The sequence below is a fragment of the Pantoea dispersa genome (assembly GCF_014155765.1).
Classification (GTDB): domain Bacteria; phylum Pseudomonadota; class Gammaproteobacteria; order Enterobacterales; family Enterobacteriaceae; genus Pantoea; species Pantoea dispersa.
In genome coordinates, this window is the sequence record NZ_SCKT01000001.1 from 106,373 (window position 1) to 127,637 (window position 21,265).

The following is a 21,265-nucleotide window of genomic DNA, read 5'->3' on the forward strand; positions in this document are numbered from 1 at the left end:
ACGCGCCGTTCAGCATTACTTATTGCGGATTCTCAGCGTGACGCCAAGGCGGGCAGGGGTTTCTCCGGCACTTTTCATCGGTTTGTTAATCCGCGCCGTCTCCACGCACACCATCGTTTTATAACCATCATTAGGCATATCGGCCATGCTGCAGGACAGCGCCGGACCGGGGTTCCAGGTGACAACGTCACTTTGATAATGGTGATAGACTTCAATCTGGCGCTTACCGGCGCGATCGTGAATCACGCTGCAGTCTTCCGCTGCGGTATGAATGCGATCAACCCGATCGGGATAGGTTTGTTTACCGTCCGCTGCGCTACCGATGGCATTGTCCTGCACCTTATCGATGTAGCTGTTGCCGAGCCCGCTGACTTCAACCTGCGCAATGTCCGCCACCTGAAAATAGCTGTGCAGCGCGGCCGTGGCTTCATAATCGCCCCAGGCTTCCAGCTCAATCTCACAGTGTTCAGCAATGCGAAAGCGCGCCAGCAGCGTGAAGTCGTGCGGCCACAGTTTTTTCGTTTGTGTATTACTTTCCAGCGTGAACGTCAGCATGACCGCATCTTCGTTCTCATCATGCGCCGTCAGCGTCCATGGCTGATTACGGGCAAAGCCATGCGCAGGTTCACCTGCCGGACCAAACCACGGCCAGCAGACCGGCACGCCGCCGCGAATGGCTTTGCCGCTGACGAACGGCGTCTTGTCGCTGAGCCAGATGGCGGGCTGCTGACCGGCCGGCTGCCATGCCAGCAGGTGCGCACCCTGCAGGGCAATGGCGGCGCGCACTTTCGGATGGCTGATCACCAGAATTGGCAATTCACCCATCTGACGCTGCGACAGGTAAGGGGTGATCTGCGTCACCACGGGCAAGTTAAAGAGCGAATTGTGCATTGTCAGACCTTCTCTCATCCAATCGAAAAAAAAGGGGCGACCGAAGTCACCCCTTGTCTGTTTAGCCGGTTAGCTTACTTAGCAGCAACCAGTGCAATCAGATCCAGAACCTTGTTGGAGTAACCGGTTTCGTTATCGTACCAGGAAACCAGTTTCACAAAGTTGTCGTTCAGAGCGATACCGGCTTTCGCGTCGAACACGGAAGTCAGGGTTTCGCCGTTGAAGTCGGTAGAAACCACGTCGTCTTCGATGTAGCCCAGCACGTCTTTCATGTCACCTTCAGCAGCGGCTTTGATGGCTGCACAGATGTCTTTATAAGACGCTGGTTTTTCCAGACGAACGGTCAGGTCAACCACAGACACGTTTGGCGTTGGTACGCGGAACGCCATACCGGTCAGTTTACCGTTCAGCTCTGGCAGAACTTTGCCTACTGCTTTCGCTGCGCCAGTAGAAGATGGGATGATGTTCTGCGCTGCACCGCGGCCGCCGCGCCAGTCTTTGTGAGACGGGCCATCAACGGTTTTCTGGGTGGCGGTGGTGGCGTGAACAGTGGTCATCAGACCTTCAACGATACCGAACTTGTCGTTGATTACTTTAGCCAGCGGTGCCAGGCAGTTGGTGGTGCAGGAAGCGTTAGACACGATGTCCTGGCCGGCATATTTGTCGAAGTTGGCACCACGAACGAACATTGGGGTGTCATCTTTAGACGGGCCAGTCAGAACCACTTTCTTCGCGCCGGCAGTGATGTGTTTACGTGCGGTTTCGTCGGTCAGGAAGATACCGGTTGCTTCAGCAACAACGTCAACGCCCACTTCGTCCCATTTCAGGTTAGCCGGGTCTTTCTCAGCGGTAACACGGATTTTTTTACCGTTAACGATCAGCGCGCCATCTTTCACTTCTACGGTGCCGTCGAAACGACCGTGTGTAGAGTCATACTTCAGCATGTAAGCCATGTAATCGGCGTCGAGCAGGTCGTTGATCGCGACGATTTCGATGTCAGAACGCTGCTGAGCAGCACGGAAAACGATGCGACCGATACGGCCAAAACCGTTGATACCTACTTTGATAGTCATATATTCCACCAGCTATTTGTTAGTGAATAAAAGGTTGGCTGTAAAATTACAAAAACCTTACCAGGCGTCAAGCGGAATCGTGTCAATTGTTGCGACAGGTCAATTCCAGCGCCAGGAATAATTGGGTGCGCAAACGCTTGCGCAGCGCCCTTATTGCGCACCTATCTTACGCCGAATGCAGACTAAAAAGGGATGACTGTTGCAAAGAGTGATCGTCATCACAAAATTGCGCAGTGCTGGTCGGGGCAAAAGCATCCGCACGAAAAAAGACCCGGAAGATGTTGTTCGTTTGTTAGAATACTAGACGATTTTTACAGAATGACACTCCGGAACTCAAAATGGCTAAAGACACCGCACCCGAGGCAAAAATTGCCCAGCTGTCGGAAATGCAGCGCTACGTCACTCAGCATCGTGGAACCGAACCGCCTTTCACCGGCGCGCTGTTGCACAACAAGCAGGAGGGTATCTATCACTGCCTGGTCTGCAACGCACCGCTGTTTCTCTCCGAAACCAAGTATGACTCCGGCTGCGGCTGGCCGAGCTTTTACCAGCCGTATAACGATGAAGCTATCCGCTATCTGGAAGATGACTCGCACGGTATGCACCGCGTCGAAATCCGCTGCGGTAACTGCGACGCCCATCTGGGCCACGTCTTCCCGGATGGCCCGCAGCCAACCGGCGAGCGCTATTGTGTCAACTCAGCGTCGCTGAACTTTACCGACGAGCAGGGCAATCAGCACGAGGGCTGAGCATGAAGCAGGAACTGGAAGCAATGCTGGCAGCGATGACGCCGGAAGTCTACGAGCGCCTCGCCACTGCGGTGGAAACCGGCAAGTGGCCAGACGGCGTGGCGCTGACGCAGGATCAGAAAGATAACTGCCTGCAGCTGGTGATGCTGTGGCAGGCGCGGCACAACGACGAACCGCAGCACATGACCATCGGTAAAGGCGGCGAGATGGTGATGAAGTCGAAAAAACAGCTGAAGGAAGAGTGGGGAATCGAGTCCGACGTGACGCGCATCAACCTGCATTAACCGGCTGCAGGGCTGGAGAGTTCCAGCCCTGATTTTCAGATAATGACCGCACCCTGCGCCTGCATCTGCGCGATCGCGATCTCGCTGTCGTCCGGATTGAGATTGACGCCACGGCAGCCTTCCTGCACCACCTCAACGTGATATCCCAGTTCCAGCGCATCCAGCACGCTGTACTTCACGCAATAATCGGTCGCCAGGCCGAGCATCACCAGGTGAGTAATGCCGCGCTCGCGCAGCCAGCTGTCGAGCTCGGTTTTGCGGCGGTGCCCGTTATCGAAAAAGGCGCTGTAGCTATCCACATCCACATCGCCGCCTTTATGGAACACCGCATCAATCAGGCTGCGATCGAGATCCGGATGGAAATCCGCGCCGTGTGAGTGCTGCACGCCGTGATCCGGCCACCAGATCTGCGCCAGGCCATTCAGTTCACCGAGGGTATACACCGGCTCGCCAGAGACCGAGGCAAAGCTGCCGTGATTGGCCGGATGCCAGTCCTGCAACGCCACCACGCATTCACCGCGCGCGCGGAATTCGCGTGCATAGCGATTAGCAACGGCAACCGTCTGGTCACCTTCACGCACGGCCATCGGGCCGCCGGGGCAAAAATCGTTCTGAATATCGATGATTATCAATGCCCGCTTCATGGGATTTTGCTCCGTATCAGTCTTCGGTCAGTTCGCCACGTAAATTCTGCTGCATTTTGGCACGAATTTCAGCGCTGGTGAGGTTCTGGCTTAACAAAAAGTGCAGTTTAGTCAGGGTGGCCTCGACGGTGAGATCAAAACCACTGATCACGCCGGCGTGTTCCAGTGCGTTGCCGGTGGCATAACCGCCCATGTTGACCTTGCCGGACATGCACTGCGTCAGGTTCACCACCACAATGCCGCGCTCGCTGGCCTGCTGCAGTTCGGCAAGAAACTCGGCGTTTTGTGGCGCGTTGCCCACACCGTAAGAGCGCAGAATCAGCGCTTTCACCGGCTGACGCAGGAAATTGCGCACCACGTCGGCAGAGATGCCCGGATAAATGGTCACCACGCCAATCGGCTGAGGGGTGATCGGATGGACGATCAGCTCACCGCTGCCGCGCGGTGCCGGCGGCGTATTGAGACGGCGAATATGGATGCCCGCTTCCAGCAGCGGCGACAGGTTCGGTGACGCAAACGCATTAAAACCGTCGGCGTGGGCTTTGGTGGTGCGGTTACCGCGAAACAGCGTGTTGTTGAAGAACAGCGCCACTTCATTAATCGGATAGTTGGCCGCGACGTACAGCGAGTTCAGCAAATTTTGCTGACCGTCTGAGCGCAGCTCGGCCAGCGGGATCTGCGACCCGGTGACGATCACCGGCTTGGCCAGATTCTCCAGCATGAACGACAGCGCCGACGCGGTGAACGCCATGGTATCGGTGCCATGCAGAATGACGAAACCGTCATAGCGATCGTAGTTCAGCTGGATGTCGTCAGCGATTGACTGCCAGTCCTGCGGCGTCATATCCGAGGAGTCAATCAGCGGATGGTATTCGTGGATGGTGAAATCCGGCATTTCCGGACGGTGAAACTCTGGCATCATCGCCAGCTGCTGCTGCAGATGGCCAGAGACCGGAATGTAACCCTGCGCGGAGCGTTGCATACCGATGGTCCCGCCCGTGTAGGCTACATAGATATTTTTCTTTTGCATGAATGGACTCAGACTTGCCGTAAAACGCGCAGTATAAGGGGATTAGCGGGGAAAAGCAGCCCGACCAGCGGCCGGGCTGTAAAGATTAGCGTACGTTGCCGCAGGTCAGGCAGAACGCGTAACGGTTTTGCGGATCGTTGAGATTATTCATCAGGCCCGGCTGCGCCTGCAGCGCGCCCATCACTTCGCTGACCGGTGCCGGCAGCCACACTTTCAGCGCGGCCGGCAGCACGGCCTGCACTGACGCGTTCATCTGGTTCAGCAGCAGGTCGATCATCCCCGGATCGTCCTGATACCAGCTCAGTTCAGGTTTCGCGACCTTCGCTAGCTCGGCGGCTTTGGCCACCGCATCGTCGAAGTCGCCCAGCGCATCCACCAGCCCGTTGGCTTTGGCATCGCTACCGGTCCAGACGTGACCCTGCGCAATGGCATCAATCTGCTGTGGCGTTTTATGGCGTGACGCCGCGACCAGACCGACAAAGTTGCGATAACCGTTTTCAATGGTCAGCTGCATCAGCTGCTGCACTTCAGTCGGCAGCGCTTTGGTGGTCGACACATCCGCCAGCGGCGAGGTGGCAACGCCATCGCTGTGCACGCCGATGCTGCTCAGGCTGTTCTCCACCGTATTGATCACGCCAAAGATGCCGATCGACCCGGTCAGGGTGCTCGGCGCAGCAACGATGTAGTCGGCCGGCGTGGAGATCCAGTAGCCGCCCGATGCCGCCATGCCGCCCATCGACACCACCACCGGCTTACCGGCATCGTGCGCCGCCGCCAGCTCTTCGCGGATGGCCTCAGAGGCCGTTACGCTGCCGCCCGGGCTGTTGACGCGCAGCACAATGGCTTTGATTTTGTCGTCGAGGCGGGCGTCACGGATTTGCGCAGCGGTGGTGTCGCCACCGACATTGCCGGCGCTCTCTTCGCCGTCCATGATGGCGCCGCTGGCGAGAATCACCGCAATGTTGCCATCCTGCTGCGTCGGTTGTTTGACGTTGTAGTCATAGATGCTGACGTTGCGGTAGTCGTTGCTGGCTTTATCCCAGCCAAAGGTTTTTACCAGCTCGCGATCGGCGGCAGCGCGCGAATCCAGCACATCCACCAGTTTGTTATCCAGGGCATATTTAGCGGTATCGCCCTGAACGGCCTGCAGACCGCTGATGATGCCCGCCGCTCCCGGGAACAGCTGCTGCGGCGTGATTTGCCGGTTGGCGGACACCGTGTTGAGGTAGTTCTGCCACAGCTGGCCGACCCAGCGGCCATCAGCATCGCGCGCTTCCGGCGACATATCATCACGCAGGAAAGGTTCAACCGCGGACTTATAGGTGCCGACACGGAACACGTGTGAGCTGACTTTCAGCTTATCCAGCAGGGATTTGTAATACAGGCCGTTGGTGGCGAAACCGTGCAGATCTACCGTGCCCTGCGGGGACAGATAGACCTTCGTGGCGTAGCTGGCGAGATAGTATTGCGCCTGGCTATAGCTGTCGCCGAGGGCAAAAATGGGTTTGCCCGCGTCGCGGAATTCGCGCAGCGCCTTACCCACGTACTGCAGCGAAGGCTGATCGCCGCCGGCAAAATCGCGCAGATCCAGCACCATGCCGGTGATATTTTTATCGCTCTTTGCCTGACGAATCGCATCGACCACATCAAACAACGAGTTTTCCTGCAAACGATCGCTGCTGGCACCCAGCAGCTGGCGGCTGATACGGCTCAGACGATTGCTGACCGACGGTTTGTCCACCAGCACGCCGCTCAGATCGACTTTCAGCGCACCCTGCTGTACTGGTTCACTGCTGCTGGCGCTGGATAGCTGCAGCCAGATGCCGACGCCGGCCAGAATTAACACAATCAGGAACAGATTCAGGATAAATTCCCGGATAAAATTCAGCACCCGCCAGCTCCAGCGGAACAGGCCAGCAATAATTCGCCACAATGTGCGCATAAACTCTCCATATTCACGTAGCCAGGGCAGCCGGTATGCGGTCTGCCCCGATGTCGGGTTCATCCTAAAGAGCAGCGTGCGAAAAGTCAGCAGGAAATCGCGCCAGACTGTTACAAAAGATCGCGCTGTGCCAGGATTAGCCCACGCTTTGTTAATCACGGGAGAATCAAGATGGATGCACTGGAATTACTGGTAAACCGTCGTTCAGCGTCGCGCCTGACCGAGCCGGCACCCGCCGGTGAAGTGCTGCAGAATATTCTGCACGCGGGTATGCGCGCACCGGATCACGGCACGCTGCAGCCGTGGCGCTTCATCATTATTGAAAATGAGGGGCGCGAACGCTTCAGTCATCTGCTGGAGCAGGCCGCACGCGACAGCCAGCTGGATGACAAAGCCATTGAGAAGGCCCGGACGTCACCGTTCCGCGCGCCGATGATCATCACCGTTGTCGCACACTGCGAAGCCTCCGCTAAAGTCCCGCGCTGGGAGCAGGTCGTGTCCGCTGGCTGCGCGGTGATGGCGATGCAAATGGCGGCTGTCGCGCAGGGCTTTAACGGCATCTGGCGCAGCGGGCCATGGACCGACCATCCGCAGGTACGCGCCGCCTTTGGCTGCCGCGAGCAGGATGCGATTGTGGGTTTCCTCTACCTCGGAACGCCGCAGCTGAAAGCCAATACCACCGTGGTTGCGCCCGACAGCGAGGCGTTTGTCAGTTATTTCTGACAGACAGCAGCGGGTTTCTGCGGCAAGGTGCATGCAACGACACTGATTGCACAGTCGCTGTGCGAAAGATCGCGCTTAGCGGCGACAGCGCTTACCAGCAGCGGGCAGCCAGGCTAACATAGCCCTCTCTGTTCAGCGCACAAGGAACCCGCCATGAGCGAACCGCTTCGTTTGACGCAATACAGCCACGGCGCTGGCTGCGGCTGTAAAATTTCACCTCAGGTGCTTGAGACCATTCTGCACAGCGAACTGGCTGCCTTTCACGATCCGCGACTGCTGGTCGGCAATGAAACCCGTGACGATGCTGCCGTGTACGATCTTGGTAACGGCACGGCGGTGGTCAGCACCACTGACTTCTTTATGCCCATCGTTGACGATCCGCACACCTTTGGCCGTATCGCGGCCACCAACGCCATCAGTGATATTTACGCCATGGGCGGCAAACCGATCATGGCCATCGCTATTCTCGGCTGGCCGGTTAATGTGCTGGACGCGAAAGTGGCACAGCAGGTGATTGAAGGCGGTCGCGCGGCCTGCCAGGCGGCCGGCATCGCGCTGGCGGGGGGCCACTCAATCGATGCGCCGGAGCCGATTTTTGGCCTTGCCGTTACCGGCATCGTTGACGTGGCGCGCGTGAAAAAGAACAGCGCCGCGCAGGCGGGCTGCGAGCTGTTCCTCACCAAACCGCTCGGCATCGGAATTCTGACTACCGCAGAGAAAAAAGGGCTGCTGCGTGCGGAGCATCAGACGCTGGCGGCGCAGGTGATGTGCCAGCTCAATAGCGCAGGCGCGGAATTTGCTAAACTGCCCGGTGTCAGCGCCATGACCGATGTCACCGGCTTTGGTCTGCTGGGGCACCTGAGTGAAATCTGTCTGGGCTCCGGCCTGCGCGCACATGTGCAGGCCGCACAGGTACCGCGTCTGCCCGGCGTGGACCAGTACATTGCGGCCGGCGCGGTGCCGGGCGGCACCAGCCGCAACTTCGCCAGCTACGGCGAGCACATTTCTGCGATGGATGAGGCCACGCGCGCACTGCTGTGCGATCCGCAAACTTCCGGCGGGCTGCTGGTGGCGGTGCAGCCTAACGCTATTGCGGCGTTTCACGCGTGCGCCGTGCAGGCTGGCGTCGAGGCCACGGCGATTGGCTCGCTGCTGCCGGCCGACCGCGCCCATCCACTGATTACTGTAGTCACCTGACGTAAAGGAACGACGCCATTCATGCGTTTGTTTATTGCTGAAAAACCCAGTCTGGCGCGCGCCATCGCCGATGTGCTACCCAAACCGCATCGACGTGGCGACGGCTATATTGCCTGTGGTAATGACCAGGTTGTGACCTGGTGTGTCGGGCATCTGCTGGAGCAGGCGCAGCCTGACAGCTATGACAGCCGCTATGCGCGCTGGAATCTGGCGGATTTACCCATCATCCCGGATAAATGGCGCCTGCAGCCGCGCCCGTCGGTGGCGAAGCAGCTCAAAGTGATCGAGGGCTTACTGCAGCAGGCCAGCGTGGTGGTGCACGCCGGTGACCCGGATCGCGAAGGACAATTGCTGGTCGACGAAGTGCTCGATTATCTGCAGCTGCCGGCTGAAAAGCGCCAGCAGGTGCAGCGCTGCCTGATTAACGACCTGAATCCTGCGGCGGTCGAGCGCGCGGTGAGCCGTCTGCGCGAGAACCGTGAATTCATTCCATTGTGTGTCTCGGCGCTGGCCCGGGCGCGCGCTGACTGGCTGTATGGCATCAACATGACCCGCGCCTGGACGCTGCTGGGCCGCAACGCCGGTTACGACGGCGTGCTCTCGGTGGGACGCGTTCAGACGCCGGTGCTGGGGCTGGTGGTGAGGCGCGATGAAGAGATCGAAAACTTTGTGCCGAAGGATTACTTCGAAGTGAAGGCGCACATTGTCACCCCGAAAGAGGAGCGCTTCGTTGCCAGCTGGATCCCCAGCGATGCCTGTGAACCGTGGCAGGATGACGAGGGCCGTTTACTGCATCGTCCTCTCGCTGACCACGTGCTTGAACGTATCAACGGCAAACCGGCGTGGGTTACCGGCTACAACGATAAGCGGGAGTCAGAAACGGCGCCGCTGCCATTTTCCCTCTCCAGCCTGCAAATCGAGGCGGCGAAGCGTTTTGGCCTGAGTGCCCAGACGGTACTGGACTGCTGTCAGCGTTTGTATGAAACCCATAAGCTGATTACGTATCCGCGTTCGGACAGCCGCTATCTGCCGGATGAACATTTTGCCGGACGTCATGCGGTGCTGAACGCCATTCAGGCGCATCAGCCGGACGTGTCGCTGCCAGCGGATTTCAATGCGGATCAGAAAAATCGCTGCTGGGACGATAAAAAAGTGGATGCGCACCATGCCATCGTTCCTACGGCGCGCGCCAGCAAGGTGAACCTGAGCGACAATGAAGCCAATATTTACGGTCTGATTGCGCGCCAGTATCTGATGCAGTTTTGTCCCGACGCGGTATTTCGCAAATGCGTCATCGACCTCGATATCGGCGGTGGCAAGTTCGTCGCCAAAGCACGTTTTCTTGCCGAAGCCGGCTGGCGTGCGCTGCTGGGCAGTAAAGAGCGCGATGAAGAGAATGATGGCACGCCGCTGCCAGTGGTGAGTAAAGGCGATGAGCTGTTGTGTGAGCGTGGTGAGGTGCTGGCGAAGCAGACTCAGCCGCCGCGGCCGTTCACCGACGCCACGCTGCTGTCGGCCATGACCGGTATTGCCCGCTTTGTGCAGGATAAAGAATTAAAGAAAGTGCTGCGTGCGACCGATGGTTTAGGAACGGAAGCGACGCGCGCCGGCATCATAGAATTGCTGTTCCGCCGTACATTTCTGGTGAAAAAAGGTCGCTATATTCACTCAACCGAGGCGGGCAGGGCGCTGATTCATGCGTTACCTGAGATGGCCGCGCGGCCGGATATGACGGCGCACTGGGAGTCAACGCTTACCCGCATCAGTGAAAAAGCCTGTCGCTATGATGAGTTTATGCAGCCGCTGGTCAGTACCTTAATTGGTTTGATCGGTGAGGCGCGCCAGAGGCCGTCGCTGCAGGCTTTTCGTGGATTAGCCGCGACCGGAGCGAAGACGCGCAGTAAAGGCAAAACGCCCCGGCGCAAAACGAAGGAGACGGAATAATGCGTTACGCAACGCTGTTGCTGAGTGGGCTGCTGTTGTGCAGCCATGCCGCGCTGGCTAATCGCCAGCCGGAGCCCGCGCGAATGGGCAATACCGATGTGGTGGTGGATATGCCGCCGGAAGTGTGGACGCAGGGGCAGAATCGTCAGCAGAACAACTGCCTGCAGTGCTGTATCTATGAAAACCGCAGCTACTCCGAAGGCGCCGTGGTGAAAGCAGAGGGCGTATTGCTGCAGTGTGCGCGTGACGAAAAAGTGCTGGGTACCAATCCGCTGATCTGGAAAATCATTAAATAAGCGGGCGTGGCGCGCAGGCGCCACGCTGTTCAGTTACAGCTTGAAACTGGACCACACTGGCGCGTGATCGGACGGCTTTTCCATACTGCGAATGTCGTAGTCGATGCCGCTGTCGATGCAGCGTGATGCCAGCGGTGGGCTGGCCAGCAGCAGATCGATGCGCAGACCGCGGTTGTCATCAAATCCTTTCGAGCGATAGTCGAACCACGAGAAGCGATCTGCGGTTTTCGGGTTTTTCTCACGCCACGTATCGACCAGCCCCCACTGCAGCAAACGATCCATCCACTCGCGCTCTTCCGGCAGGAATGAGCATTTGCCGGTGCGCAGCCAGCGCTTGCGGTTCTCTTCACCAATACCAATGTCCAGGTCGGTACTGCTGATGTTCATATCGCCCATGATCAGCACCGGCTTGTCGGCCGCCAGTTGCTGCTCGAGATAGCTTTGCAGGTCGCGATAGAACTTCTCTTTGGCCGGGAACTTGATGGGATGGTCACGGCTTTCCCCCTGCGGGAAGTAACCGTTGATGACGGTGATATCGCCAATCGGGCTGGGAATTTCTGCCATGATCAGACGTCGCTGGGAATCTTCGCCGTCATCAGGAAAACCGCGTCGAACTGCCACCGGCTGCGTCTTGGTCAGCAGCGCCACGCCGTAATGGCCTTTCTGGCCGTGATAAAACACGTTGTAACCGAGCTTGCTGACCTCTTCCAGCGGGAACATGTCATCGTGCACTTTGGTTTCCTGCAGGCCGATGACATCCGGTTGATGCTGTTCAACCAGCGCCGCCAGCTGATGAGGGCGTGCGCGCAAACCGTTGATGTTAAAAGAGACAAATTTCATTTCGCTGCCATTTTTCGTCGCAAAAGGTTGCGGCGATGGTAACCAGGTTTGCGGCAAAAGTCATGGCTTGCGTCATAAGGGCGTGCCGATAAGAGCAAGAGGCAGAACGCAGGTGATTTGTGGTGGGAGACGCTGGAGAGCGGGGTAAGACAGGCGATGCCGTTTAGCTTAGGGGCGTTGATGTGAATATCCAGGTGCGCATTAATGCGCACCCTACAATCCGGGTGACAACTGGGACGATGAGAATATAAACCGGTCACATGGGTAACATTTCAGGCCGTATCACTGCAGGGGTGGCATGTGGGTACAAACCGGTCACATGGGTAACACTTGAGTCCGTGTCACTGTAGGGGCGCCATTGATGGCGACCTTGCATTGCCTGAATTCAGATGACAACTGGAGGAGAAGTGCAAAATGAAATGGTGGCGGGAGAAGGATTATTCGCCGCAAGCGGCTCACCTTGTGCGCTGAACCAGGTGCGCATTAATGCGCACCCTACCAGCCAGTCTCATAGGTAAGATATCAGTACGCACCACTGTAGGGGCGCCATTGATGGCGACCTGGCATCGCGTAAATTCAGATGTCGGTCTGGTGAAAAGTGCAGCATGAAATGGTGGCGGGAGAAGGATTATTCGCCGCAAGCGGCTCACCCTGCGGGCCGCGCTGCGCGCGTTGTCTCACTGCGTTCGACCCGAAGCTTCGGTCGAAGCTTCTCATCCTTCTCCAGGTGTTATTAACTGGCTTTGTTGACTGGCTGGAAGAAGAGTGCAGCATAGAATGGTGGCGGGAGAAGGATTCGAACCTTCGAAGTCGATGACGGCAGATTTACAGTCTGCTCCCTTTGGCCGCTCGGGAATCCCGCCAGGGATATGAAGCTCAGAAGATTCAGGCGCAGAATGGATTCAGATGGTGGCGGGAGAAGGATTCGAACCTTCGAAGTCGATGACGGCAGATTTACAGTCTGCTCCCTTTGGCCGCTCGGGAATCCCGCCACTGGCCTGAATCTTTATGCCTGAAAGCGGGGCGCATCATACCAAATGCGTTCAGTCTGTAAAGCGCCCGCAGTAAAAAACTCAATCGTTTGCCCACTTTTTACGCGTGGCGCTGAAGAGTTGCGCAAATCAGCGCCGCAGTGGTTAAAGAATGATCGTGCGGTTGCCGTAAACAAATACGCGCTGGCCCAGCACTTTATACAGCGCGCGGCTCAGTACATTCTTCTCCACGTCGCGTCCGGCACGCATCATCTCTTCAGCGGTATAGCTGTGATCGACGTTAATCACGTCCTGCATGATGATCGGGCCTTCATCCAGGTTGTCGTTCACGTAGTGCGCTGTGGCACCGATGATCTTCACGCCGCGCTCATAGGCCTGATGATAAGGACGGGCGCCAATAAAGGCTGGCAGGAACGAGTGGTGAATATTGATGATCTGGTTGGGATAACGCTGCACAAACGCCGGCGTCAGCACGCGCATGTATTTCGCCAGCACCACGTAATCCGGCTGATAGCGATCGATCTCATCCGCCATGCGGTTATCGTGCTCTTCGCGCGTCAGGCCTTCATGGCTGACCAGCACGAACGGGATGTCAAAACGCTCGACCAGCGAACGCAGCGTTTCATGGTTACCAATAACGGCGGCGATTTCCATGTCCAGACCACCAAAGGCACTCTTCATCAGCAGATCGCCCAGGCAATGCGCCTCTTTGGTGACCAGAATCACCACGCGGCGACGTCCGGCGCTGTGCAGCTCACGTACTGAACCGGTCGGCAGCGCGCTGTCGAGGTCAGCCAGCAGCGTGTTGTCGTTGAAAATGCCTTCCAGCTCTGTGCGCATGAAAAAGCGCCCGGTACGGTGATCGACGAACTCATTGTTCTGCACAATGTTCAGTTCGTGCTTGTAGCAAATGTTGGTGATCTTGGCGATCAGACCTTTGGCATCGGGGCAAATGGTCCGTAAAACTTTTCGTTGCATGGTTTGCGCTTGCATCTCGATCAGAGTCCTGTCAAAGCGATGAATGGTGAAGCTGTTGGGCATCTGTCCAGATTAGCCACAACATTTTTTGTATTTTTTATCGGAGCCACAAGGACAGCGATCGTTACGCCCTAACTCCGGCGTTGTTCCGTCGACATAGTACCAGCGTTGATCCTCGCGAAGAAAGCGTGAACATTCATACAGGCTGCAGGTACGGCCTTTTTCGAGATAACGCGCAAAAAAAGTCACGAAGGCTTCATTCTCATGGCTTCCGTGATTACAACGGGTTACATTCAGGCCAAGCCATTCTGTGGTGGCGAAACTTTCGGATAATAGCGTCTCCAGTCCGGCCACGCGCTGGCTGGGATGCCAGGTTTCTACCAGCCAGGCGGCGTTTTGCTTAACGTAAGCGCTGTAACGCGAGCGCATTAACTGTTCAGCGCGCTGTGGCGTTTGTTGCCCGTTCAGAAAGGGCTGACAACATAGGCTATACTGCTCTCCGCTGCAGCAGGGGCACTTTTCGGACACATCATCTCCTGAGAGTGATTAAAGTTAATGGAAGTGTGCGCTATGTTAGCCGACTGGCCAGCGTGAAGCTACGCATCAGGTTGATCACGAGGTGAGATGAGAAAAGTCAGGATTGGGCTGGCCCTGGGATCGGGCGCTGCCAAAGGCTGGGCGCATATCGGTGTCATTAACGCGCTGGAGCGCGCCGGTATTGAGGTGGATGTCGTGGCTGGCTGTTCCGTCGGCGCACTGGTGGGTTCTGCCTACGTCAACGGCCGTCTGGCGTTGATGGAGAAGTGGGTCAGCGCGTTTCGCTACTGGGATGTTATCCGTCTGATGGATCTCTCATGGCAGCGTGGTGGCCTGCTGCGCGGCGACAGGGTGTTTAGCCATATCCGTCAGTTGATCCCTAACGAGCTCATCGAAGACGCGGATAAGCGCTTTGGCGTGGTGGCAACCAACCTCAGCACCGGACGCGAGCTGTGGCTGACCGAAGGGGATTTGCACCAGGCGGTGCGTGCATCGTGTAGTATGCCAGGCTTATTGCCTCCGGTTGGCTACAATGGTTATTGGCTGGTGGATGGTGCGGTGGTCAACCCGGTGCCGATTTCGCTGACCCGCGCGCTGGGCGCTGACATTGTGATTGCCGTTGACCTGCAACATGATGCGCACCTGATGCAGCAGGATCTGCTGTCGGTCACGCCGCAGAGCGGTGAAGAGGCGGCAGCGGCAGAAGCACTGAGCTGGGGCAAAAAACTGCGCCAGCGTCTGATGGGGTTGACCCATCGGCGCGCCAGCCAGTCTCCAGGCGCGATGGAAATTATGTCAACGTCAATCCAGGTATTGGAAAATCGCCTGAAACGTAACCGTATGGCAGGCGATCCGCCGGATGTGCTGATTCAGCCTTTTTGTCCGCAGATTTCAACGCTGGACTTTCATCGGGCTGAAGAGGCCATTGCGGCAGGCAAGGCCGCCGTGGAGAAAAAAATGGATGAACTATTACCGCTGGTCCGTAGCAGATAATCAGTTGTTCATTCACGGGGGTTGTGACTTCAGCCAATTCTGAAAGGCGCAACGGCGTTTTATGAACCACTATTGAAATATCTGGTACGCAGGGGGAGAGAATGGAAAAACCGCTAATCGGCAAAAAGATACTCATTGTCGAAGATGAGGTCGTTTTCCGTTCATTGCTGGACACATTGTTAACTGGCCTTGGAGCCAGCACGTTCGAAGCGGGCGACGGACTCGACGGCCTGAATTTACTCGCCGCGCAGTCGGTGGACCTGGTCATTTGCGATCTGGAAATGCCGCGCATGGGCGGTATTGAGTTTGTCGAGCGAATTCGTACACGCGGTAATAGCGTGCCCATCCTGATCATCTCCGCCACGCAGAACATGGCCGATATTGCCCACGTGCTGCGCCTTGGCGTGCAGGATGTGCTGCTCAAGCCGCTAAAAAACCTGGAACGTTTCCGTGAAGCGGTGTTTGAGTGCCTCTATCCTTCGATGTTCACCTCGAAAGTGGAAGAAGATGAACAGCTCTTTCAGGACTGGGATGCCCTGGTGCGCGATCCGCTCGCTGCCGCCAAGCTGCTCAAACAGCTGCAACCGCCAGTCCAGCAAACCATCGCCAGCTGCCGCATAAACTATCGTCAACTCACCATGGCGGAACAGCCGGGGCTGGTGCTGGATATCGCCGCGCTGTCGGACAAAGATCTGGCGTTTTATTGCCTGGACGTAACGCGTGCCGGCGACAACGGCGTGCTGGCTGCATTATTGCTCAGAGCACTGTTTAACGGTTTATTGCAGGAGCAACTGTCCGGGCAAAAGCAGCGTCTGCCGGAACTCAATGGGCTGCTGCGCCAGGTGAATATGCTGTTGCGTCAGGCCAACCTGAACGGTCAGTTCCCGCTGCTGGTGGGCTACTACCATCGTCAGTTGAAAAATCTGATTCTGGTTTCAGCCGGTCTGAATGCCACGCTACACATCAATACTCAGCAAATCCAGCTCAGTAACGGCGTGCCGCTTGGCACTATGGGCAGCACCCATCTTAATCAAATCAGCCAGCGCGCCGATGCCTGGCAATGTCACGTCTGGGGAGCCGGCGGCCGGCTTCGCCTGATGTTATCGTCCGAAGAATAGCCACTCAGATTTATATTTTCCGCGGGTTAAAGACAGGGCCAAAGCTTAGCTTTACACTTGGGTAATAGTCTTAAATTCCGCGGATTAACTCCATCCAGGATAAATCCGTCTGACACTAACTGATATACTCATTTCGTTTTTAAACCGACATATCAAGTATTAACTTGAACGGCCTATTAAGAGAGGTATTTGATGTCTGCCTATAAGTCTAAAGTAAAAAAAGCGGTAATCCCGGTTGCAGGTCTGGGTACGCGTATGCTGCCTGCCACCAAAGCTATTCCAAAAGAAATGTTACCGCTGGTCGATAAGCCGTTGATCCAGTATGTCGTGAACGAGTGTATTGCTGCGGGTATTAATGAGATCGTGCTGGTTACGCACTCCTCTAAAAACTCCATCGAAAACCATTTTGATACCAGTTTCGAACTGGAAGCGATGCTGGAAAAACGCGTGAAGCGTCAGCTGCTGGATGAAATCCAGTCAATCTGCCCGCCACACGTCACCATCATGCAGGTACGTCAGGGTATCGCCAAGGGCCTCGGTCACGCCGTGATGTGTGCTCATCCGCTGGTCGGTGATGAGCCAGTCGCGGTGATTCTGCCAGACGTGATCATTGATGAGTACGAATCTAACCCAACCAAAGATAACCTGGCAGAAATGCTGACGCGCTTCGAAGAGAGCGGTCGCAGCCAGATCATGGTTGAGCCAGTTGCCGATGTCACCGCTTACGGCGTGGTTGACTGCCAGGGCGCAGAGCTGGCACCGGGCCAGAGCGCACCGATGGTGGGCGTGGTTGAGAAGCCAAAAGCCTCGGAAGCGCCATCTAACCTGGCGGTAGTCGGTCGTTACGTGCTGTCTGCGGACATCTGGCCTCTGCTGGCGAAAACCCCTCCGGGTGCTGGCGGCGAAGTACAGCTGACCGACTCCATCGCCATGCTGATGGAAAAAGAGACCGTAGAAGCTTACCACCTGACCGGCGTGAGCCACGACTGCGGTAACAAACTGGGTTATATGCAAGCTTTTGTTGAGTATGGCGTGCGTCATCCGGTGCTGGGCAAAGATTTCGCTCAGTGGCTCGACGGCGTTGCAGGCAACAAAAAGTAATTCATTAAGCACAGGATAATTCAATGAAAGTCACTGTATTTGGTATCGGCTATGTCGGTCTGGTTCAGGCTGCGGTGTTGGCCGAAGTCGGACATGACGTTCTCTGTATTGATGTCGACGAAAAGAAAGTCGAAAACCTGAAAAAGGGCATCATCCCAATTTTTGAACCGGGCCTGACGCCGCTGGTTATGTCGAACTATGAAGCGGGGCGCCTGAAATTCAGCACCAACGCAGAAGAGGGCGTAAACCATGGCGTAATGCAGTTTATTGCTGTGGGCACGCCGCCGGATGAGGATGGCTCTGCCGACCTGAAATATGTGACTGCGGTTGCGCGTACTATCGCGCAGCACATGAACGATCACAAAGTCGTCATCGACAAATCTACCGTACCGGTAGGCACCGCTGACCGCGTGCGCGCGGTGATGAGCGAAACGCTGAAGCAGCGTGATGCCAATATCGCGTTCGATGTGGTCTCCAACCCGGAGTTCCTGAAAGAGGGCGCCGCAGTTAACGATTGCATGCGTCCGGAACGTATCGTGGTGGGCACCGATAATGATGAAGTGGTCGAACTGCTGCGTGAACTGTACGAGCCGTTTAACCGTAATCACGATCGCATGATTCTGATGGATATCCGCAGTGCAGAGCTGACCAAATATGCAGCTAACTGCATGCTGGCGACCAAAATCAGCTTCATGAACGAGATTTCCAACCTTGCGGAACGCCTGGGTGCTGACGTGGAAAAAGTACGTCAGGGCATCGGTTCTGATTCACGCATCGGTTATCACTTTATTTATCCGGGCTGTGGTTACGGCGGTTCCTGCTTCCCGAAAGACGTGCAGGCGCTGATTCGCACTGCAGAGTCAATCGGCTACACCCCGCGCCTGTTGCAGGCGGTAGAAGACGTCAATGATTCGCAGAAGAACAAGCTGCCGACGTTTATTAAACGTCACTTTGGCGACGATCTGCGTGGCAAGACGTTTGCGCTGTGGGGTCTGGCGTTCAAACCGAACACCGACGACATGCGTGAAGCCTCAAGCCGCGTGCTGATGGAAGCACTGTGGCAGGCGGGTGCAACGGTGCAGGCGTTTGATCCGGAAGCGATGGAAGAAGCTCAGCGCATCTACGGCCATCGTGACGATCTGAAGCTGTGCGGCACTAAAGAAGCTGCGCTGCAGGGCGCCGATGGTCTGGTGATCTGCACCGAGTGGCAGAACTTCCGTGCTCCGGATTTCGACGTGATTAAATCCTCGTTAAAACAACCCGTGATTTTTGATGGTCGTAACCTGTATGATCCGGAGCGTATCAGCAAACGCGGTTTCGTTTATTATGCAATCGGCCGCGGAGCGTCTATTCAAATTGTGTAATAAATGAGGGATGTATGAATTTTCTGGTCACCGGCGCGGCAGGATTTATTGGTTTTCACGTTAGTCAGCGTTTGCTGGCTGCCGGTCACCAGGTTGTTGGTATCGATAACCTGAATGATTACTACGATGTCAGCCTGAAACAGGCGCGCCTCGACCAGATTACCGCACATCCCGCGTTTACTTTTCTTAAAATGGACCTGGCAGATCGCCAGGCCATTTCTTCCCTGTTTGAACAGCATGCGTTTGCGCGTGTGATCCATTTAGGTGCACAGGCGGGTGTTCGCTATTCCATCGAGAATCCGCACGCCTACGCTGATGCCAACCTGATTGGTCACTTAAATATTCTGGAAGGTTGCCGTCATCATAAGATTGGCCACCTGCTGTATGCTTCATCGAGTTCGGTTTATGGCCTGAACCGTAAAATGCCGTTCTCCACGGATGATTCCGTTGACCATCCGGTATCACTTTATGCTGCGACGAAAAAAGCCAACGAATTAATGTCGCATACCTATTCACATCTTTACCAATTACCCACCACCGGATTGCGCTTCTTTACCGTTTATGGTCCGTGGGGCCGCCCGGATATGGCGCTGTTTAAGTTCACCCGCGCGATGCTGGCCGGTGATGCGATTGATGTGTATAACCGCGGCCAGATGACACGTGACTTTACCTATATTGATGATATTGCCGAAGCGATTGTGCGTTTGCAGGACGTGATTCCGCAGGCAGATGAAAACTGGACGGTGGAAAACGGCTCGCCTGCCACCAGTTCGGCGCCGTATCGTGTGTACAATATTGGCAATAGTCAGCCTACCAGCCTGATGACTTACATTGAGTCGCTGGAAAAAGCGCTGGGGATTGAGGCGAAGAAAAATATGCTGCCGATGCAGCCCGGCGATGTATTAGGCACCAGCGCAGACACGCAGCCGCTGTATGACGCGATAAATTTCCGCCCGCAGACCAGCGTAGAGCAGGGCGTGCAGCGTTTTGTTGACTGGTACCGCGACTTCTATCAGCAATAAGTCGCGATAAAAAAAAGGAAGCCAGCGGCTTCCTTTTTTCTTACCCGGTGTAAAACAGAGCACAGCGCCAGGGCTGGCATGCTGCGAAGCACTGGTTCCTTACAGCAGGAAATCGTCCAGTTGTTTACCTTGTTCTTCAATCGCTTTTTTAATCACGGCTGGCGTACGTCCCTGGCCGGTCCAGGTACGGTTCTCACCGTTCTCGTCGACGTAACCATACTTCGCCGGACGTGCCGCGCGTTTGGCTTTACCTGGCGCTTTGGTTTCCGCTAATGCCTGCAGCAGTTCGTTTGGATCAATACCGTCTGCCATCAGCATTTCACGATATTGTTCCAGCTTACGGCTGCGCTCGGCATTTTCCGCCTGGGCAAGAGATTCTTCTTCACGACGTTCATTCACCACAACCTCAAGCTTTTCCAGCATCTCTTCCAGTGTTTCCAGAGAGCATTCCCGAGCCTGCGCGCGCAATGTACGGATATTATTAAGAATTTTAAGTGCTTCGCTCATTGTCCTAATCTCAAAATATAATAAATGGAGTTGTTCTGCCGCCTCATAATAGTGGCGGTGAAAAATAACTGCAATAGCCAGATTAAAAAGCAAAACGTAAAGTTAATGTTGTTAAGCTTTTTAAGGCGCTATTTATTATTCTTTTTATAGATTTGATAGCACAGGTTTTGCAGGGATAAATACCGCTGCGCGCCTTTCGCCCGGGCATCAGCGCTATTAATGCTGAATAAAATTGCTGCATGATCACGGCTTTGACATAACGTGCGAAATGTTGATAAGGATGCTGCTGATCTATGACGATGGCGTTAATTTGAGCAGTTGATAAAATAATGCATCGCAACAGTGCAGCAGCTTTATGATAGACTCCCGCGCAACAGTTTCGGGCAGTGACAAGAGACATTTTATGGCGCAACTCTATTTTTATTACTCAGCGATGAACGCGGGAAAATCCACCGCACTGCTGCAGTCTTCCTACAATTACCACGAGCGCGGCATGCGTACGCTGGTGTATACCGCGGAAATTGACGACCGCTTCGGCGCCGGAAAAGTCAGCTCGCGTATTGGTCTTTCGTCTCCGGCTTTTTTATATAACGCGCAGACCAACCTGGAAAGTGAAATAGCGGAACAGCACGCGAAGCAGACGGTTCACTGTGTACTGGTGGATGAGAGCCAGTTTCTGACGCGGGAGCAGGTGAAAGCCCTGTCGGACGTGGTAGATAATCTGGATATTCCGGTGCTGTGTTATGGTCTGCGTACCGACTTTCGCGGTGAGTTATTTACCGGCAGTCAGTATTTACTGGCCTGGGCCGATAAGCTGGTGGAATTGAAAACCGTGTGTCACTGTGGACGCAAAGCCAGCATGGTGTTACGACTGGATGCTAAGGGTAAACCGTTCAGCGAAGGGGAGCAGGTGGTGATCGGTGGTAATGAGCGTTATATCTCTGTGTGCCGCAAGCACTATAAACAGGCGATTAATGACGGCTCGCTAAACGCCATTTACGGTTCACAACTGCCTCACGCCTGAATAGCCGCAGCATAAA

Annotated in this window: 22 protein-coding genes, 2 tRNA genes and 1 other RNA gene; 12 read left to right on the forward strand and 13 right to left on the reverse strand. The window is 55.8% G+C overall.

The genetic code is table 11. The annotated features are described in order from the left end of the window. Window positions 1-15 precede the first annotated feature (15 nt). Entirely contained in the window at window positions 16-891 is an 876-nt protein-coding gene (locus tag H7K56_RS00540; protein WP_127834140.1) for a D-hexose-6-phosphate mutarotase, read from the reverse strand. Window positions 892-965: 74 nt separating this feature from the next. After that, complete coding sequence (gapA, locus tag H7K56_RS00545) at window positions 966-1,964, reverse strand: glyceraldehyde-3-phosphate dehydrogenase (RefSeq protein WP_021510061.1); 999 nt, start codon at window positions 1,962-1,964, stop codon at window positions 966-968. 338 nt (window positions 1,965-2,302) lie between these two features. Here gapA and msrB point away from each other — a divergent pair, with 338 nt between their 5' ends. Together msrB and H7K56_RS00555 are read left to right on the forward strand one after the other, a co-directional pair. Beyond that, window positions 2,303-2,713 (forward strand): peptide-methionine (R)-S-oxide reductase MsrB, encoded by a 411-nt coding sequence (msrB, locus tag H7K56_RS00550; protein ID WP_021510062.1) that lies wholly within the window; start codon window positions 2,303-2,305, stop codon window positions 2,711-2,713. 2 nt (window positions 2,714-2,715) lie between these two features. After that, entirely contained in the window at window positions 2,716-2,997 is a 282-nt protein-coding gene (locus tag H7K56_RS00555; RefSeq protein WP_104189023.1) for a YeaC family protein, read from the forward strand. 35 nt (window positions 2,998-3,032) lie between these two features. Here H7K56_RS00555 and pncA read toward each other — a convergent pair whose 3' ends face one another. From pncA to sppA, 3 genes are all read right to left on the reverse strand, one after another. After that, window positions 3,033-3,641 (reverse strand): bifunctional nicotinamidase/pyrazinamidase, encoded by a 609-nt coding sequence (gene pncA, locus H7K56_RS00560; RefSeq protein WP_058757718.1) that lies wholly within the window; start codon window positions 3,639-3,641, stop codon window positions 3,033-3,035. A gap of 16 nt (window positions 3,642-3,657) precedes the next feature. Continuing rightward, the gene (gene ansA / locus H7K56_RS00565; RefSeq protein ID WP_058757717.1) at window positions 3,658-4,671 is read right to left on the reverse strand and encodes an asparaginase; all 1,014 of its coding nucleotides are present in this window, start codon (window positions 4,669-4,671) and stop codon (window positions 3,658-3,660) included. Between the two features lie 85 nt (window positions 4,672-4,756). Continuing rightward, window positions 4,757-6,613 carry a signal peptide peptidase SppA gene (sppA, locus tag H7K56_RS00570; protein ID WP_021510066.1) on the reverse strand — a complete coding sequence of 619 codons (1,857 nt, stop codon included), beginning with the start codon at window positions 6,611-6,613 and terminating at the stop codon, window positions 4,757-4,759. 171 nt (window positions 6,614-6,784) lie between these two features. On the opposite strand from sppA, the gene H7K56_RS00575 reads away from it, so the two are divergent. From H7K56_RS00575 to H7K56_RS00590, 4 genes are all read left to right on the forward strand, one after another. Beyond that, window positions 6,785-7,336: an NAD(P)H nitroreductase gene (locus H7K56_RS00575; protein ID WP_058774609.1), complete on the forward strand. Its 552-nt coding sequence runs from the start codon at window positions 6,785-6,787 to the stop codon at window positions 7,334-7,336. A 153-nt stretch (window positions 7,337-7,489) separates the two neighbouring features. Then, on the forward strand, window positions 7,490-8,533 hold the full coding sequence (selD, locus tag H7K56_RS00580) for a selenide, water dikinase SelD (RefSeq protein WP_150360553.1): 1,044 nt from the start codon (window positions 7,490-7,492) through the stop codon (window positions 8,531-8,533). Between the two features lie 21 nt (window positions 8,534-8,554). After that, window positions 8,555-10,477, forward strand: a complete 1,923-nt coding sequence (locus H7K56_RS00585; RefSeq protein ID WP_021510069.1) for a DNA topoisomerase III — start codon at window positions 8,555-8,557, stop codon at window positions 10,475-10,477. Beyond that, a complete protein-coding gene (locus H7K56_RS00590) occupies window positions 10,477-10,773 on the forward strand; it encodes a YnjH family protein (protein ID WP_021510070.1) in 297 nt (98 codons plus the stop codon). The genes H7K56_RS00585 and H7K56_RS00590 overlap by 1 nt, the downstream gene beginning before the upstream one ends. A gap of 33 nt (window positions 10,774-10,806) precedes the next feature. On the opposite strand, the gene xthA is transcribed toward H7K56_RS00590, so the two are convergent. From xthA to H7K56_RS00620, 6 genes are all read right to left on the reverse strand, one after another. After that, complete coding sequence (gene xthA / locus H7K56_RS00595; protein WP_136548163.1) at window positions 10,807-11,613, reverse strand: exodeoxyribonuclease III; 807 nt, start codon at window positions 11,611-11,613, stop codon at window positions 10,807-10,809. A 611-nt stretch (window positions 11,614-12,224) separates the two neighbouring features. Next, a non-coding RNA gene (locus tag H7K56_RS00600) (RtT sRNA) lies at window positions 12,225-12,351 on the reverse strand. Window positions 12,352-12,391: 40 nt separating this feature from the next. After that, a tRNA-Tyr gene (locus H7K56_RS00605) sits at window positions 12,392-12,476 on the reverse strand. A gap of 44 nt (window positions 12,477-12,520) precedes the next feature. Continuing rightward, window positions 12,521-12,605: transfer RNA gene (locus H7K56_RS00610), tRNA-Tyr, on the reverse strand. A gap of 144 nt (window positions 12,606-12,749) precedes the next feature. Continuing rightward, on the reverse strand, window positions 12,750-13,598 hold the full coding sequence (purU, locus tag H7K56_RS00615; RefSeq protein WP_031280214.1) for a formyltetrahydrofolate deformylase: 849 nt from the start codon (window positions 13,596-13,598) through the stop codon (window positions 12,750-12,752). Between the two features lie 57 nt (window positions 13,599-13,655). Further along, window positions 13,656-14,111 carry a YchJ family protein gene (locus H7K56_RS00620; protein ID WP_040679954.1) on the reverse strand — a complete coding sequence of 152 codons (456 nt, stop codon included), beginning with the start codon at window positions 14,109-14,111 and terminating at the stop codon, window positions 13,656-13,658. 96 nt (window positions 14,112-14,207) lie between these two features. On the opposite strand from H7K56_RS00620, the gene rssA reads away from it, so the two are divergent. The 5 genes from rssA to H7K56_RS00645 all read left to right on the forward strand — a co-directional run bounded on the left by rssA (window position 14,208) and on the right by H7K56_RS00645 (window position 19,718). Continuing rightward, window positions 14,208-15,113: a patatin-like phospholipase RssA gene (gene rssA / locus H7K56_RS00625; protein ID WP_021510074.1), complete on the forward strand. Its 906-nt coding sequence runs from the start codon at window positions 14,208-14,210 to the stop codon at window positions 15,111-15,113. A 101-nt stretch (window positions 15,114-15,214) separates the two neighbouring features. After that, window positions 15,215-16,231, forward strand: coding sequence for a two-component system response regulator RssB (gene rssB / locus H7K56_RS00630; RefSeq protein ID WP_021510075.1), 1,017 nt, complete (start codon window positions 15,215-15,217; stop codon window positions 16,229-16,231). A 192-nt stretch (window positions 16,232-16,423) separates the two neighbouring features. Next, the gene (galU, locus tag H7K56_RS00635; RefSeq protein ID WP_021510076.1) at window positions 16,424-17,332 is read left to right on the forward strand and encodes a UTP--glucose-1-phosphate uridylyltransferase GalU; all 909 of its coding nucleotides are present in this window, start codon (window positions 16,424-16,426) and stop codon (window positions 17,330-17,332) included. 23 nt (window positions 17,333-17,355) lie between these two features. Further along, window positions 17,356-18,696, forward strand: a complete 1,341-nt coding sequence (locus H7K56_RS00640; RefSeq protein WP_021510077.1) for a UDP-glucose dehydrogenase family protein — start codon at window positions 17,356-17,358, stop codon at window positions 18,694-18,696. 14 nt (window positions 18,697-18,710) lie between these two features. Further along, window positions 18,711-19,718: an NAD-dependent epimerase gene (locus tag H7K56_RS00645; RefSeq protein ID WP_058757710.1), complete on the forward strand. Its 1,008-nt coding sequence runs from the start codon at window positions 18,711-18,713 to the stop codon at window positions 19,716-19,718. Window positions 19,719-19,817: 99 nt separating this feature from the next. On the opposite strand, the gene hns is transcribed toward H7K56_RS00645, so the two are convergent. Next, window positions 19,818-20,225, reverse strand: a complete 408-nt coding sequence (hns, locus tag H7K56_RS00650; RefSeq protein WP_031280215.1) for a histone-like nucleoid-structuring protein H-NS — start codon at window positions 20,223-20,225, stop codon at window positions 19,818-19,820. An 82-nt stretch (window positions 20,226-20,307) separates the two neighbouring features. Beyond that, window positions 20,308-20,625, reverse strand: a complete 318-nt coding sequence (locus tag H7K56_RS00655; RefSeq protein WP_150360552.1) for a hypothetical protein — start codon at window positions 20,623-20,625, stop codon at window positions 20,308-20,310. A gap of 3 nt (window positions 20,626-20,628) precedes the next feature. On the opposite strand from H7K56_RS00655, the gene tdk reads away from it, so the two are divergent. Beyond that, window positions 20,629-21,249 (forward strand): thymidine kinase, encoded by a 621-nt coding sequence (gene tdk, locus H7K56_RS00660; protein WP_058774613.1) that lies wholly within the window; start codon window positions 20,629-20,631, stop codon window positions 21,247-21,249. Window positions 21,250-21,265: the final 16 nt, after the last annotated feature.

Excerpts from the sequence above, each read along its gene's own strand:
- H7K56_RS00540 (WP_127834140.1), bottom strand. The coding sequence starts at position 891 with ATGCACAATTCGCTCTTTAACTTGCCCGTGGTGACGCAGATCACCCCT.
- gapA (WP_021510061.1), bottom strand. The coding sequence starts at position 1,964 with ATGACTATCAAAGTAGGTATCAACGGTTTTGGCCGTATCGGTCGCATC.
- msrB (WP_021510062.1), top strand. The coding sequence starts at position 2,303 with ATGGCTAAAGACACCGCACCCGAGGCAAAAATTGCCCAGCTGTCGGAA.
- H7K56_RS00555 (WP_104189023.1), top strand. The coding sequence starts at position 2,716 with ATGAAGCAGGAACTGGAAGCAATGCTGGCAGCGATGACGCCGGAAGTC.
- pncA (WP_058757718.1), bottom strand. The coding sequence starts at position 3,641 with ATGAAGCGGGCATTGATAATCATCGATATTCAGAACGATTTTTGCCCC.
- ansA (WP_058757717.1), bottom strand. The coding sequence starts at position 4,671 with ATGCAAAAGAAAAATATCTATGTAGCCTACACGGGCGGGACCATCGGT.
- sppA (WP_021510066.1), bottom strand. The coding sequence starts at position 6,613 with ATGCGCACATTGTGGCGAATTATTGCTGGCCTGTTCCGCTGGAGCTGG.
- H7K56_RS00575 (WP_058774609.1), top strand. The coding sequence starts at position 6,785 with ATGGATGCACTGGAATTACTGGTAAACCGTCGTTCAGCGTCGCGCCTG.
- selD (WP_150360553.1), top strand. The coding sequence starts at position 7,490 with ATGAGCGAACCGCTTCGTTTGACGCAATACAGCCACGGCGCTGGCTGC.
- H7K56_RS00585 (WP_021510069.1), top strand. The coding sequence starts at position 8,555 with ATGCGTTTGTTTATTGCTGAAAAACCCAGTCTGGCGCGCGCCATCGCC.
- H7K56_RS00590 (WP_021510070.1), top strand. The coding sequence starts at position 10,477 with ATGCGTTACGCAACGCTGTTGCTGAGTGGGCTGCTGTTGTGCAGCCAT.
- xthA (WP_136548163.1), bottom strand. The coding sequence starts at position 11,613 with ATGAAATTTGTCTCTTTTAACATCAACGGTTTGCGCGCACGCCCTCAT.
- purU (WP_031280214.1), bottom strand. The coding sequence starts at position 13,598 with ATGCAAGCGCAAACCATGCAACGAAAAGTTTTACGGACCATTTGCCCC.
- rssA (WP_021510074.1), top strand. The coding sequence starts at position 14,208 with ATGAGAAAAGTCAGGATTGGGCTGGCCCTGGGATCGGGCGCTGCCAAA.
- rssB (WP_021510075.1), top strand. The coding sequence starts at position 15,215 with ATGGAAAAACCGCTAATCGGCAAAAAGATACTCATTGTCGAAGATGAG.
- galU (WP_021510076.1), top strand. The coding sequence starts at position 16,424 with ATGTCTGCCTATAAGTCTAAAGTAAAAAAAGCGGTAATCCCGGTTGCA.
- H7K56_RS00640 (WP_021510077.1), top strand. The coding sequence starts at position 17,356 with ATGAAAGTCACTGTATTTGGTATCGGCTATGTCGGTCTGGTTCAGGCT.
- H7K56_RS00645 (WP_058757710.1), top strand. The coding sequence starts at position 18,711 with ATGAATTTTCTGGTCACCGGCGCGGCAGGATTTATTGGTTTTCACGTT.
- hns (WP_031280215.1), bottom strand. The coding sequence starts at position 20,225 with ATGAGCGAAGCACTTAAAATTCTTAATAATATCCGTACATTGCGCGCG.
- H7K56_RS00655 (WP_150360552.1), bottom strand. The coding sequence starts at position 20,625 with ATGTCTCTTGTCACTGCCCGAAACTGTTGCGCGGGAGTCTATCATAAA.
- tdk (WP_058774613.1), top strand. The coding sequence starts at position 20,629 with ATGGCGCAACTCTATTTTTATTACTCAGCGATGAACGCGGGAAAATCC.